We start from the raw sequence: 13,763 nt of genomic DNA on the forward strand, positions 1-13,763 counted from the left end.
CAAAAGCGGCATAATGCCAACATAGCCGCATATGGAGTGACAACGTGCAGGATAAGATCAGCTGGAATCAGGCCCTCATCGAGAAATACAACTACTCGGGGCCTCGCTATACCTCATACCCCACCGCAGTGGAGTTCCACCCGGATTTTACCGACGAGCAGTTGTCGACCGCCATCAGCGGATCTGACAAACAACACTTGTCCCTGTACCTGCATATCCCCTTCTGCCACAAGCTTTGCTATTACTGCGGCTGCAACAAGATCATCACGCGCCATGCCCATAAAGCAGATCAGTACCTGGATTACCTGGAGCGTGAAATCAAAAACCGCGCCCCACGCTTCAGCCACTACCAGGTGACCCAAATGCACTGGGGCGGTGGTACACCGACCTTCCTCAATGGCGAGCAGATCCGTCGCCTGACCAGCCTGCTGAAAACCCATTTCAACTTTGCCGAGCAGGGCGAATTCTCTATCGAAATTGACCCCCGGGAGATCGATCTGCACCTGCTGGACGTCCTCAAAGAGGTCGGTTTCAACCGGATCTCCGTAGGGGTTCAGGATTTCGACAAACGAGTACAGGCCGCGGTAAACCGCGAACAGGATGAACAGTTCATCTTTGATCTCGTGCAGGCAGCTCGGGAAAAGGGTTTTGGCTCCACCAATGTCGATCTGATCTATGGACTGCCCCATCAAACCCCGGAAAGCTTCCAAAAGACCCTGGAGCGGATCCAGGATCTCAGCCCGGATCGACTCAGCATCTTCAATTATGCCCATCTGCCCCATCGCTTCGCGGCCCAACGCAAACTCCATGAAGAGGATATGCCGACCCCGCAGCAGAAGTTGAAGATCCTGGAAAACAGCATCAACACCCTGACCGGGGCCGGCTACCAGTTTATCGGCATGGATCACTTCGCCAAGCCCGAGGATGAGCTCGCCAAACTGCAGCGAGCCGGCAAGCTGCACCGCAACTTCCAAGGCTACACCACCCAACCAGACGCCGACCTGCTCGGCCTGGGGGCCTCGGCGATCTCCAGCATCGGCAGTGCCTATGCCCAGAATGCCGTGGCACTGAAAGACTACTACCAGGCGATGGACGATCAGGGCCATGCCCTGGCCAAAGGCTGCACTCTGGAGCGCGACGACTTTATCCGCCGCGCGGTGATCAAACAGTTGATCTGCCACTTCGAGCTGGACAAGCGCACCATCGAAACGGACTGGGATATCGATTTCGACCAGTACTTTGCCGAAGACATAGAGCTACTGGCTCCCTTTATCCAGGATGAGTTGGTCGAGCATGAAGGCCACATCATTCGGGTCACAGCCCAGGGCAACCTGCTGATCCGTAACATCTGCATGTGCTTTGATCGCTATTTCCGCGACAAGGCGCGCCAGCAGCAGTTCAGCCGAGTGATCTGATCAGCACGCTGATCCGGCCAGGTAAAATCTTCTGTCTGCGCTTTGATCGGCGACCACCCCGCGACAAGGCGCGCCAGCAGCAGTTCAGCCGAGTGATCTGATCAGCACGCTGATCCGGCCAGGTAAAATCTGCTGCATGTGCTTTGATCGGCGACCACACCGCGACAAGGCGCGCCAGCAGCAGTTCAGCCGAGTGATCTGATCAGCACGCCCCCCTCTCTCACACAGACAAACGCCACACCAGGTTTCTCCTGGCGTGGCGTTTTTTTAGGCTGCGCGCAACTCAAGGGGCTCGGCCAGCTCATCCTGAGCCACATCAGCCACCCGCCCGAGAGCACCTGTGTTCCCTCAAGCCCCCAATCGATTTGGCCTGCAGCGGCACACTCCTATAAGATCAAGAGGCTGCCTCTGCGCCAACGCCGACAGCAAGGAAACAACATGGGATCGCCACCCACTTCAAACGCCTAAGGAGAGAGCATGACCCCACAAACCCAAACCGAGATCCAGGCCGCCGTACTGCGCCGCCTGCTGGCACACCTGGATCAGCATAAGGAGGTGCAGAACATCGATCTGATGATCCTGGCCGATTTCTGCCGTAACTGCCTGGCCAAATGGTATATGGCCGAGGCCGAGGAGCGAGGGGAAGCGGTGGATTATGACGCCGCCCGAGAGGCGATCTACGGCATGCCATACAGTGAGTGGAAAGAGAAATACCAGCAAGAGGCAACGCCAGAACAACTGGCTGCCTTCGACGCCCGCCAGTTGGCCAAAAAACCTTTATGAGCCCAGAGCAAGTGATGGAGGCATGCCCCCTGTGGCAGCAGGCCGAGCACGATGAATTTACCGGTGTCGATGGCATTGCGATCCGCTATAGCATACTGCGCCATGCCAATGCCGTCGGGGCCATCGCCATCAGTAATGGTCGGATCGAAAGCTACCTCAAATACTGGCCAGTGGTGCAGCAGCTATACCGCCAGGGTTACAGCCTCTACCTGTGGGATCATCGCGGCCAGGGCCTATCGGGCCGTCTGCTGACCGATCCCCATATGGGCCACGTGCGTCGATTTGATGATTACATTGAAGATATGGCCCAGTTCTATCGAGACAAGATCCGCCCCGATGGTCATCGCCATCACTATCTGCTGGGCCACTCCATGGGCGGTGCCATCGGCACCCTCTACCTCGCACGTTATCCGGATCATTTCGACCGGGCCGCCCTGTCAGCCCCAATGTATGGGATCCGGTTGCCCGCGCCTAAGCGCCTGATCCGTAGGCTGGCCCGACTCCTGTCGAAACTGGCGCCTTACCGGTACATCCCCGGGGGGCACGGTTACCAGCCCAAAACTTTCGAAGAGAATGAGCTCACCTCGGATCCCCAGCAGTACCGTCAGTTCCGTCAGCTCTACCAGGATTGCCCCCAGTTGCAGTTGGGCGATCCCTGCAATCACTGGCTGCAACAGGCCCTTCTTGCCACCGAGCGGCTATCCCGCCTGTCGGTGAAGACCCCCATACTGGTACTCCAGGCCGAGGCTGACACCATTGTCTGCAATGATGCTCAGGTGCGCTTCTGCCAGCGCCAACCCCAGCATCACCTGCAGATCCTGCCTGGTGCCAAGCACGAACTCTTTATCGAGCGAGAGTCCTTGCGAGATGCGGCACTGGCCGCCAGCCTGGACTGGTTCAAAGACCGCCTCCCCTTGGAGTGAGAGGCACTCACAGCCGGGATACCTTAGCTGGAAAGGGAACTGCGCCCCAAGGTGCGCAATACGCTGAGCAGCTCCTCCAGAGGAGAGGGGCTTCCGAAATGACTCCCAAGGAAACGTTCGCAGCCCTGCTCCTTCGTGAGCTGGAACCGGATCTCATCGTCCACACCTATGGCCATCCAGTCCACCCCCAACGCGTCAGCGATCTGCGCCTGGGCCGAAGCCAGCGCACTCACTGACGCGTTTGATAAACCTTGAATATCCCGTACATCCAGCACCAGGCGCCTTACCGGTAGCACCTTAAATCGATGAAGCGAATGCAAACCGGCTCCCGAATGGACCAGGCTCAGTCCGACTCCCATCTCCTGAAGCCGGGCCCAGACCAGCCTTAACTCATCGAGCGAAGAGGGCAACTCGGCCTCCGATAATGCCAATACCAGCATGCCGGGAGATACCCCTTGTTCTTCCAGATTCACTCTCAGGTACTCGACAAAGGCGGTCCCAATAAGCTGCAGTGGGGCGACGGGTAGGATCAGCTCTTTAAGTCCATAGCGGCGCAATACGCTGAGTTCCCGGCAAGCCTGGTTTACCTGTAACTCGGTCAGCGCTTCACACAGGCCAAAACGAACCGCGACCGGCAGAAACTCTTCTGGAGCAATACTGCCTCGCTGACTATGGTGCCAGTGCAGCGACGCTTCAGCCCCGTGCAATTCACCTTCGGCATCCATGACGGGCAAGAATTGGAGACAGATCTCCTCCTGCTCCAGCGCATGGGAAAGGGCATCACGCAGCCACAACTGTTGACGGACCTGCTGCTGCATCTCGACTTGGAAAACACAGTGCTGTCCACGCCCCAACTCCTTACTTCGAAGCAGCGCCAACTCAGCCTGTGCCAGCAACTCATTAGCGCGTTGTCGCGGCCCGGGATGGAACAGGGTTAGCCCAAGGCTCGCACTCAGGTGCAGAGGTGTGCCCTCCGGTCCTCCCTGAGACAGAGTCGTCTGGATCCGCTCCACCAGTTGGCCGACCCGCCCAACCTGTACCCGGTCTTGATGATCCAGGCCTGTGAGCAGGAGGGCGAACTCGGCTCTTCCCTGACGCTGCAACATGGCGGCATCGGCAAAACGCTTCTCCAGACGCACCAGAACCTGCTCCATCAGGCGCTCAGCGCCGATCTGACCATAAGCCCCATAAAGCAGGGGCAGGTCATCCAGCTCCAACAACACCAGCAAGGCGGCCCCATCCGTCTCGGCCTGCACCATCGGCTCCAGCAGGCTCGCCAGTTCAACGCGAGTCAGCACCTGGTTGCGCTCCGGCTCCCTGTGCTTGCGTGCCATCTCCTCACTGATATCAAGATGGGTGCCAATCATTCGTCTGGGCCGCCCTTGACCGTCCCAATCCACCACCATGCCGCGATCCATCACCCAGACATAATGCCCGCTCCGATGACACAATCGATGCACGTTCTCAAACCGCCCCTCTCGTCCATCGACATAATCGCGAAGCTGACCTAGCACCCGCTCCCGATCATCAGGATGCAGGCGCTGCTCCCAAGACTCGAAGGTCGACAGGAGCTCATCGTCCCGGTACCCCAGCATCGCCTTCCAGTGATGTGAGAAATAGACCTGATCCCGATCGATCTGCCAGTCCCAGACACCGGCGCGGATCCCCTCAATGGCATACAACCAACGCTGCTCACTCTCGACCAACTGAACATATCCCTGACGCAGCCGTTGGTTACCCCGCTCGATCTCTTCCCACAGGGCATCCAACTCTCTGGGTCGCCAGGTCGTAGAGGGAAGCAGCCTGGGCTCCCCCAGACGACGACACAGGTCTTGCAGCTCTGCCAGGGGTAACACCACAAAACGGCGCCCGGCCCACGCCAGCAACCCTATCAGCAGCAAGCCAAGACTCCAGACGCGGGCCAGACGCTGAAAAAACAGAGACTGGCCAATATCATTGAGCGGCGTCAGATCCTGTTCCATGTACACCAGCCTGGGCTCAAGGTGGGATTGCAACTGGATCAAGGGATAGTAGAGTTGCAAGCTGCCTCGATGCGAGTTCTCTAAGACCAGAGGACGGCCGCTGAGGATGGCACTGTTGGCCCGGGCCCTGTCATAGCCCTCGATCAAACGGCTGGCCTGCCCGCCCCGCCAGATCATTCGGCTGCCAAAGAAGATCCGCTGATCCCGATCAATCACTGCGGCACCCAGCAGCGCTTCCTCTTTGGCCCATTGCATCATGCTTAATTCGGCCACTTCACCGGCCCGACCCGGCCCCGCGGAAACCAGCAACTGTTCCATCTGTTCGGCGCGCTGCAGCAACAGCAACTCCTGGGCCACCTTGAGGTGACCTCGCATCTGCTCTCGCCCCTGAAAAAAATCGAGCATGACCAAGCTGCCCAATGCCAACAGGAGTGTGATGGGCAACAAAATCAACAGTGATAAACGGGGGAGCGACGCCTTCCCTTTACGCCACGAAATTGACAAGTCCTTGTCCTAAATAAACATTAATCTCCTTAGCATAACCATACGCTGCGTCCTGACAAGGACCGTCAGGACGAAAGCGCAGGCTCATTGATGCTTCGATTACCGCCGCCGCTACTCAGGCGTTTAACCCCGCCACATGACCACTGCTCCAGGCCCACTGGAAGTTGTAGCCCCCCAACCAACCGGTCACATCCAACACCTCACCGGCAAAGAACAGGCCCGGCACGGTTTTACACTCCATGGTCTTAGAGCTGATCTGATCCGTATCCACGCCCCCCAGAGTCACCTCCGCAGTGCGGTAGCCTTCGTCACCCGCAGGCTTGAGCTCAAAGGCATTCAGGGTCTGTGCGATCTCCGCCAGAGTTGTCTTGTTCAACTGGGCCATCTGCTCATTGACCCAGCCCTGGCGGGCCATCAGGGTTATGCCAATGCAACTTCCCAGATACACCGCCCTCCCACCAGCAGCCAGTTACGGGACAAGCCATTATCCTTATTATCTTGTCGACCTTCCTGGCAAAACCAGGTTGCGCCAACGGGCAATTTGAGACTGGGCTATGCCTGACTATTTAGTGAGTTATCGCCACCTATGAAGTTAACGGCATCACCGAATAGGTGTAATGCATGTTCAATTCAGTGTGGAGTGTCCTTTGCTGCCATTTGGAAGAAGAGCTTTGGCATACCTTGGGGTGAATTGCCTTTACTGCCCTTATCCCGCCACCGACAGACCGTAACGCCGCTGGCCTTCCCATCACATGTCCCTTGTAGAAAATCGAGTTGGAGATACACCGGTTGAGTGCCGCCTATCAATAACAATATACGATGTTTGTCAGGCCTTATATTGGTTGCTAATCAATTCGAACAACAAACAACAAACAACAGATTTGAACCCCATTTATTTTAATCGTGCAAAACTTATATTCCCTTAAGTATTACCCAACAAATAATAGAAATAAATACAACCTTCAAGTTAAGCCCCCAACATATTTCCATGGCCAATACTTCTTTACACTTAAATCAACACCAATAATTAATTAAAGGCGTAGTAATGTCGTATTGATACTGATGCTGCTCTCATTGCAACCCCTGATGAATGAGTTTAGCCAGCCCATTGTTCAAGCGAGGTTTGATTAAGCCAAGTTAAAGCGCTCGACATCCACTCGGCTGGCTCGCAGTAGTTCACATTTATTTATCAACATCAATAATGGATTGTAACAAATGAAATATAGGACATTGATGTCTATTGTCGGCTTGGCTTTTGCCCTGTCAGCCTGCAGTGACGATAGTAAGTCCCCCCCTGTCGAATCGGCTACCCCCACTATCGCCCCGGTATTCACTTCCGTCTATTCCCAGCGAATATCCGCGCCAGACTCTCATAAAGTGCGTATTGAGAGTGAGATCTCCCCGGCTGACGCGGCAGCGAATGATGTTTCTTCCGCCGTGGAAGTACTTCAGGATCAACGCTTTACCGGTGAGATGAACGTGACCAACGTGAACACCGGAGCGCACCAAAGCCACAATTGGTCTGTCACCCTCCGCGCCGATGGCAGTGTCGACTCGCACGGCTCCCTAACCTTGGCACCAGGCCTTTATGATTTTGTGCTGATCCTGGCCCGAAACGATGTGCAATACGTCGCCCAAGCTCTGGCCCAGGAAGTCATCGCTGGCGAAGAGTTCACCCTTGAGTTGGAGCTCCAGCCTAACTTGGGTGACACCATTACTGATATTGAAGACGTCGGCTACTTATCGACCCTGCGCTTTGAGTACCCCTCTTCCGATCTGGTGGAGTTTGACGAGCCCAAATTTGGTTTGTCACTCAACCAAGGCGATGAGCTTATTTTTGACATCAACAAAGACCTTGGCGTCACCGAAGTCACACTCAATGTCGAAGCGGGTGCTCATCAGCTGGAACTCAACTTGTATGAAGGTGCTCTTCTCGTTGGTAACAACGAGGGCAACACCACCATCAATCTGGGTAATGGTGAGAATGTACAGGTCGATATTACCCCGCTCCAAAGCGATGTGGACTTTGACATCGATCGGATCACCCAAAACGGTGAGTTCGCCTTTACTGTCCCTCAAATCATCGTTGATGAAGTGGGAGGTGAAGAAAACCTTGCTCTGATGATCCGCATGGCCGCTGGCGAGCACCCATTGCAGGAAAAAGTTCTGGATGTATTGGACATCAATGGCATCTATCAAGCTTCGGAGAACTTTGCCACTTATGGTGAAGAGGAGCTTATGGTGTTTCTTGGCTTCTATGAGCAGGACCAGGCCGCAAACTGGTTTGATGATGCGCCTTTTGCCAGCTGTAACACCAGCATTAACACTGAAACCCAGCAGGTTTTGGGCTGTAAGCTCGAATTGGCCCGCACCAGTATCATCAGTGGCCGCATTCTCGGCACCCTGATGCTTAATGTGATGGACGAAGACAGCCTGCCCGCCGTAGGCGCTGAGGTTTATCTTAACGATAAGCTGATTGGTATCACCGGTGATCACTACCAAACCGGCTCATTGAAAACCCACCAGGCCGCAGGCAACTACAACCTGAAGGTCAAGATGACCAGCGCCAGCCACAGCTCCGAGTTTAGCCTAGCGCCGCTGGAGATCCTTAATAAGTCCGTTCAGCTTGAGCTTGATGAACTGGATGAGCCCTTTCATTTCGTAGACTCAGAGCAAGCCATCCTCACCAATGACGCGGGGATCAAGCTGGCCGATCTCAACAATAATGGCCATCTGGACCTCTTCATGCCATCAAGGGTGATTGGTGGAATCAGTCATATCTATCTGAATAATGGTAATGGGTACTTTAGTCAATCTGACTGGATTGAATCGGGACACCATGGTTGGATGGATAGCGTTGCTGCCTCTGGCGACTTAACGGGTAACGGCTATTTGGATCTGGTTATGGCTGGCGCCGGTTCGGAAGGCCGACCCATTACGGTCTACACCAATGATGGCAATGCCAACTTTGAACTGTCCCAAAACCTTGAAAGCATCCCGAGCACTGAGCGGATACATGCGATTGCTCTAAAAGATATCGACAACAGTGGTCACTTAGATATCATCACAGCTCGCAGTCCTCACTATGGAAATGGCGGCAAACACACGATTGAGCTGTATTTCAATGATGGCACAGGCAAGTTTAATTCCGAAGCCGACTCAAGCCTTGCTGACCATGACTGCAATACTAGAGATCTGAAAGTCGCTGACATTAATGGCAATGGGCACTATGACTTGGTATTCACCTGCTATGCGGACCTCCTTGTGTATTATGGAAAGGAGAATGGCGTCTTTGACTATGCTGGCAGTGTCTATCAGTCAGAGAGATTGTCAAATAAGTCGATTGGTGATTTGACTGGCAACGGTCGTAATGAGATTGTCCTTAACGTATTTACACCCAAAGGTTACTCAAACCGGATTCTCATTGAAAATGGAGATGGGACCTTCTCCGAACATGAGCTGCCGCAACTATCAAGTGTCGGCGAACCGGATAGTTTAAGCATAGGGGATATTAATGGGAATGGGCAGCTTGAAATTATAGCAAAAGCCTCGTTTGACTCTAATTATCACTACTATCGACTCAACAATAGTGGGCAGGTCATTAAACACGGCCAGTTCGACAGCACAAGTGAATATATTGGATCAGAATACCATTTACATGATGTAACTGGTAATGGCAGAGCTGATATATTAGAACATCACTCTGGCCAAACACTAAAGCTTCACTTTAATGAAGTGCTAAACTGATAAGAGCAATACAAGATAGTGACTGGATCTTGAATATTAAAAGCCGGATCTGACCATCAGATCCGGCTATCTCGTATCCATACTTTATCTGACAACTGGCTCACCGCCAATCTTCACTCCTGCCATACTTATTTGTTTCTGCCGCCAAAGGCTAAATATCACCTAGAGAAAATGATAGCTTAGGTTGGTGCCTGGAACTCCTAATGTATACCGGACCATTTTATACCGACTGGGACTCTTTTAACTTTTCTTTTTAAGCTATTGTAAATTAGAACATAGATTCGATTCAGCTTACTTTTCTGATTTAACACCGTGGTGTTAGTAGAAACTATGCCGTGGATTGATGAAAAATTAAAGGCAGCTTTGTTGAGCCCGACTTTTGCGATTGTTGTACTGATGGCATTCGTTACTAGCATGCCTGAGAAAAACAAACAGAATACCGCTCAATGAGGTTTATAGAGCTTTAATCTGCTATCACTGTTAGCCACAGGAAGTTCTTTGCGATTATGCCTTGATGAAAGGTTATCAAAGTGATATCCACTTAATTGTAGGCTAAGCCTAAATCGCATGATAATGTGTCGTATGAGTTGCTTTGTCTAAATGTAAGTTAGCTTTTAGAGCCGAGATCCTTATATAGGATCTCGGCTTATTTCATCATTGTGATGATGAATAACTACCAGGGCATTGCCAATCCATCATCATCGATAAAACGAAATATCTCTTAGTGTGCAGACTTTATTGTGCCTAAACACTCAGGCGTTCTGCCCTGCCACATAACCTGAGCTCCAGGCCCACTGGAAGTTGTAGCCTCCCAACCAACCGGTCACATCCAACACCTCACCGGCAAAGAACAGGCCCGGCACGGTTTTACACTCCATGGTCTTGGAGCTGATCTGATCCGTATCCACGCCCCCCAGAGTCACCTCCGCAGTGCGGTAGCCTTCGTCACCCGCAGGCTTGAGCTCAAAGGCATTCAGGGTCTGTGCGATCTCCGCCAGAGTTGTCTTGTTCAACTGGGCCATCTGCTCGTTGGCCCAGCCCTGGCGGGCCATCAGGGCCTCCGCCAGACGGCTGGGCAACAGCTCACTCAACACGGTCAAAAGCTGGCGCTTGGGCGTGTCGACTTTGGCGGCTTCCAGTACCTCGGCCGCGTCCTCGGAGGGCAGCCAATCCACGGTGACGGACTCCCCTTCGCCACGGTAGTTGGAGGCCTGCAGCACCGCAGGGCCGGATACCCCCCTGTGGGTCAGCAGCAGCTGTTCCGTGAACGCCGGCCCCTGGCGCGACTGCACCGTGGCGGTCAGGCTGATCCCGGACAGGGGTTCGAAATGCTCTTTGTCCTGTGGCTGCAGGGTCAGGGGCACCAATCCAGCCCGGGTCGGCACCAGGCTCAGCTCAAACTGCTCCGCGATCTGATACCCCAGAGGCGTCGCCCCCAGTTTCGGCATGGACAGGCCGCCGGTCGCGACCACCAGGGATTGAGCCTGGATCCGGCCGATGGAGGTGGCCAGGGAGAAACCGGCCTGATTACGGCTGACCGCTTCGATCTGGCTACGCAGGCGGATCTGAACGCCATGCCGGTCACACTCATTGAGCAGCATCTGGACAATCGCCTTGGCCGAATCATCACAAAACAGCTGGCCATGATCCCGCTCGTGGTAGGGGATCCCGTGCCGAGCCACCATGGAGATAAAATCCCAGTGAGAGTATTGTGCCAACGCGGATTTCACAAAGTGCGGGTTACCACACAGGTAATTACCGGGTTCAACTTCCATATTGGTGAAGTTGCACCGCCCCCCACCACTAATCAGGATCTTCTTGCCGGCCTGCTTGGCATGGTCCAGCACCAACACCTGACGCCCCCGTGCCGCCGCCGTCGCAGCACACATCAATCCCGCCGCTCCGGCGCCGATCACTACCACATCAAATTGCATTGCTCTCTCTCAAACCCCGCCTTTTATGGCTTAAGCCAACAACAAAGGGGTGCCTATGCACCCCTTTTGATCTATTAAAGCAGCTTCCCAGCAACTTACTCTTGCTTCATCTCCCGGCCCAGCAAGGCCCGGGCAGCCTCTTGAACCGGCAATCCCTGATACAGCACCCGATAGAGCTGATCGGTGATCGGCATCTCCACCCCCTGGCGCTTGGCCAGTTGATACACCTCTTCGGCGTTACGATACCCCTCAACCACCTGACCGATCTCGGTCATCGCCTGCTCCACCTCCTTGCCCTGACCCAAGGCCAGACCAAAACGACGGTTACGCGACTGGTTATCGGTACAGGTCAGCACCAGATCGCCCAGCCCAGCCATCCCCATAAAGGTGGACTTGTCTGCCCCCAGGGAGCAACCCAGACGGCACATCTCCACCAGACCACGGGTGATCAAGGCTGTGCGGGCGTTGGCACCAAAGCCGATACCGTCGGACATGCCCGCCGCAATGGCAATCACGTTTTTCACCGCACCGCCCAACTGCATGCCGATAAAGTCCGGGTTAACGTAAACCCGCATCCAGCTACCACAGTGCAGCAGCTTGGCCATATCATCAGCAAACTCGCTGTCGGTCGAAGCCAGGGAGATGGCCGTCGGCAGACCCGCCGCCATCTCTTTGGCAAAAGTCGGACCGGACAGGATAGCCAGAGGAATGGCCTCACCCAGGATCTCCCGTGCAACATCCTGCAGCAGGCGACCGGTTTTAGGCTCCAGCCCCTTGGTCGCCCAGACCAGGCGGGCATCGTCACGCAGCAACGGTTTGGCCTGACGCAGTACGTCAGCAAACACATGGCTGGGTACCACCACCAGAACATTGCGCGAAGCCGCCAGTGCCTTGGCCAGGTCCGGCTCAATGACCAAAGGATCGGGAAACGCACTGCCGGGCAGGTAGGCCTCGTTGCTGCGATCGCGCTGCAGCGTGGCCAGATGTGCCGAGTTGTGTCCCCACAGGATGGTTTTGTGGCCATTGCGGGCCAGAGATATGGCAAGGGCGGTGCCGTAAGACCCCGCCCCCAATACCGTAATATCGGCTTGTTCAGTCAACTGAAAAGCTCCTGAAGATCAGGCGTCAGCCTGCTCACCGGCCGCGGCAGCAGCATCCTGCTGACGCTTTTGCAGGTACTGAGCAAACAGCGCATCAAAATTAACCGGCGCCAGGTTCAGCGGCGGGAAGGTACCCCGGTTCACCAGGCTGGCCACGGCTTCACGGGCGTATGGGAACAGGATGTTAGGGCAGCCGGCACCCAGGGCGTGAGCCAGTTGGGCATCTGGCAGGTTGGCGATGGTAAAGATACCGGCCTGTTGTACTTCGCACAGGAAGGCAACGTCTTCACCAACTTTGGTGGTTACAGTGATGGAGATCACCACTTCATAGGTATCATCCGCCAGCTTGTTGGAGCGAGTGTCCAGGTCCAGCTTCACTTCGGGCTTCCACTCTTTCTGGAAGATGGCCGGGGAGTTCGGCGTTTCGAAGGAGATGTCCTTGGTGTAAACGCGTTGGATCTGGAAAGCCGGTGCGGTTTGCTGCTCGGCGGCGGTGTTTGCTGCTTCAGTCATTATATTTATTACCTATTAATTCGGTTTGGAGTCTCGGGCATCCCTTCGCCGATCCGGTCACCCAGGGGTGCCAAAACTGCTGCGCCGGTGCCAGACACCGGTCGCGATTAACCCATTAGGTGCTGAGACAACTCAGCGTTTCTTTCCACGCACTACCGGCATGTTGGCAGCGTTCCAGTCAGTCATGCCGCCTTTGAGATTGAACACTTGTTCAAACCCGGCTTTCACCAAAGTATTGGCCGCTTGGCTGGAACTGATCCCGGCATTACACACCACAATGATGGGGCTGTTCTTATGCTTTTCAACCGTGGAAAGCTGATTATTTTTGATTTGAGACAGCGGTAGGTTCAAGGCGTCGACAATGTGACCCTTCTTAAACTCATCACCACTGCGCACATCCAGCACCTTGGCATCTTGCCGGTTGATCAGCAAAGTGGCCCCTTGATGATCCACCGTCGTCACCTTGCTGAGCTTACTCTGTACAAGGGAGACAACAAACAGCACGGCCAGCACGGCCCACGCAGCAGGCCACATAGGGTTGCGGATCACAAAGTCGATAAACTCATTCATGGATATGCCTGTAAAATAGTTCCAATGGATACAAATTAGGTCAGGCAGTATACCCGGACTTATCCCAGGTTGCAGTGTCATAGCTGGTCATATAGACAATTGCCCGACTCTGGGGGATTTTCCAGTGCAGATTTTCTCGGGCGCTTGGAGCCAATCGCTTTTTCCGTTGGCAAGGTGATCGCCTTATAGTTAGGGCGCCCGCATTCCCAAGCGGTATCGGTAAGGGTTGGTATCACTCCACAACTCCTTGGTCAAAGACTGGCCTGCTTGTTTGAGCATGTTGTAAACTTTC

At 54.5% G+C, this 13,763-nt stretch carries 9 protein-coding genes and 1 pseudogene; 4 read left to right on the forward strand and 6 right to left on the reverse strand.

Annotated elements, in window-relative coordinates; genetic code table 11:
• Positions 1 to 44: 44 nt before the first annotated feature.
• The 3 genes from hemN (at position 45) to AC2D8U_RS19200 (ending at position 3,121) form a co-directional block, all read left to right on the forward strand.
• A complete protein-coding gene (gene hemN / locus AC2D8U_RS19190; RefSeq protein WP_484620693.1) occupies positions 45 to 1,415 on the forward strand; it encodes an oxygen-independent coproporphyrinogen III oxidase in 1,371 nt (456 codons plus the stop codon).
• Between the two features lie 477 nt (positions 1,416 to 1,892).
• The gene (locus AC2D8U_RS19195; protein ID WP_484620694.1) at positions 1,893 to 2,198 is read left to right on the forward strand and encodes a DUF1244 domain-containing protein; all 306 of its coding nucleotides are present in this window, start codon (positions 1,893 to 1,895) and stop codon (positions 2,196 to 2,198) included.
• On the forward strand, positions 2,195 to 3,121 hold the full coding sequence (locus tag AC2D8U_RS19200; protein ID WP_484620695.1) for an alpha/beta fold hydrolase: 927 nt from the start codon (positions 2,195 to 2,197) through the stop codon (positions 3,119 to 3,121). Before AC2D8U_RS19195 ends, AC2D8U_RS19200 begins: the two co-directional genes overlap by 4 nt.
• 23 nt (positions 3,122 to 3,144) lie before the next feature.
• Here AC2D8U_RS19200 and AC2D8U_RS19205 read toward each other — a convergent pair whose 3' ends face one another.
• Both AC2D8U_RS19205 and AC2D8U_RS19210 read right to left on the reverse strand, forming a co-directional pair.
• The gene (locus tag AC2D8U_RS19205; RefSeq protein WP_484620696.1) at positions 3,145 to 5,508 is read right to left on the reverse strand and encodes an EAL domain-containing protein; all 2,364 of its coding nucleotides are present in this window, start codon (positions 5,506 to 5,508) and stop codon (positions 3,145 to 3,147) included.
• Between the two features lie 214 nt (positions 5,509 to 5,722).
• Positions 5,723 to 5,935, reverse strand: a pseudogene (locus AC2D8U_RS19210) (NAD(P)/FAD-dependent oxidoreductase); the annotation flags it as partial.
• 905 nt (positions 5,936 to 6,840) lie between these two features.
• On the opposite strand from AC2D8U_RS19210, the gene AC2D8U_RS19215 reads away from it, so the two are divergent.
• Positions 6,841 to 9,354, forward strand: a complete 2,514-nt coding sequence (locus AC2D8U_RS19215) for an FG-GAP repeat domain-containing protein (RefSeq protein WP_484620697.1) — start codon at positions 6,841 to 6,843, stop codon at positions 9,352 to 9,354.
• A 752-nt stretch (positions 9,355 to 10,106) separates the two neighbouring features.
• Here AC2D8U_RS19215 and AC2D8U_RS19220 read toward each other — a convergent pair.
• The 4 genes from AC2D8U_RS19220 to AC2D8U_RS19235 form a co-directional block, all read right to left on the reverse strand.
• Complete coding sequence (locus tag AC2D8U_RS19220; protein ID WP_484620698.1) at positions 10,107 to 11,288, reverse strand: BaiN/RdsA family NAD(P)/FAD-dependent oxidoreductase; 1,182 nt, start codon at positions 11,286 to 11,288, stop codon at positions 10,107 to 10,109.
• Positions 11,289 to 11,383: 95 nt separating this feature from the next.
• The gene (gpsA, locus tag AC2D8U_RS19225; RefSeq protein WP_484620699.1) at positions 11,384 to 12,388 is read right to left on the reverse strand and encodes an NAD(P)H-dependent glycerol-3-phosphate dehydrogenase; all 1,005 of its coding nucleotides are present in this window, start codon (positions 12,386 to 12,388) and stop codon (positions 11,384 to 11,386) included.
• 18 nt (positions 12,389 to 12,406) lie between these two features.
• Complete coding sequence (gene secB, locus AC2D8U_RS19230) at positions 12,407 to 12,901, reverse strand: protein-export chaperone SecB (RefSeq protein WP_484620700.1); 495 nt, start codon at positions 12,899 to 12,901, stop codon at positions 12,407 to 12,409.
• Positions 12,902 to 13,033: 132 nt separating this feature from the next.
• Complete coding sequence (locus tag AC2D8U_RS19235; protein ID WP_484620701.1) at positions 13,034 to 13,471, reverse strand: rhodanese-like domain-containing protein; 438 nt, start codon at positions 13,469 to 13,471, stop codon at positions 13,034 to 13,036.
• Between the last annotated feature and the right edge of the window lie 292 nt (positions 13,472 to 13,763).

The organism is Ferrimonas sp. YIN67 (assembly GCF_057219095.1).

What these genes read in the sequence shown, in the direction of transcription:
- AC2D8U_RS19205 (WP_484620696.1), bottom strand. Translation starts at nt 5,508, where the DNA reads ATGCTCGATTTTTTTCAGGGGCGAGAGCAGATGCGAGGTCACCTCAAG.
- AC2D8U_RS19200 (WP_484620695.1), top strand. Translation starts at nt 2,195, where the DNA reads ATGAGCCCAGAGCAAGTGATGGAGGCATGCCCCCTGTGGCAGCAGGCC.
- AC2D8U_RS19220 (WP_484620698.1), bottom strand. Translation starts at nt 11,288, where the DNA reads ATGCAATTTGATGTGGTAGTGATCGGCGCCGGAGCGGCGGGATTGATG.
- AC2D8U_RS19215 (WP_484620697.1), top strand. Translation starts at nt 6,841, where the DNA reads ATGTCTATTGTCGGCTTGGCTTTTGCCCTGTCAGCCTGCAGTGACGAT.
- secB (WP_484620700.1), bottom strand. Translation starts at nt 12,901, where the DNA reads ATGACTGAAGCAGCAAACACCGCCGCCGAGCAGCAAACCGCACCGGCT.
- AC2D8U_RS19195 (WP_484620694.1), top strand. Translation starts at nt 1,893, where the DNA reads ATGACCCCACAAACCCAAACCGAGATCCAGGCCGCCGTACTGCGCCGC.
- AC2D8U_RS19235 (WP_484620701.1), bottom strand. Translation starts at nt 13,471, where the DNA reads ATGAATGAGTTTATCGACTTTGTGATCCGCAACCCTATGTGGCCTGCT.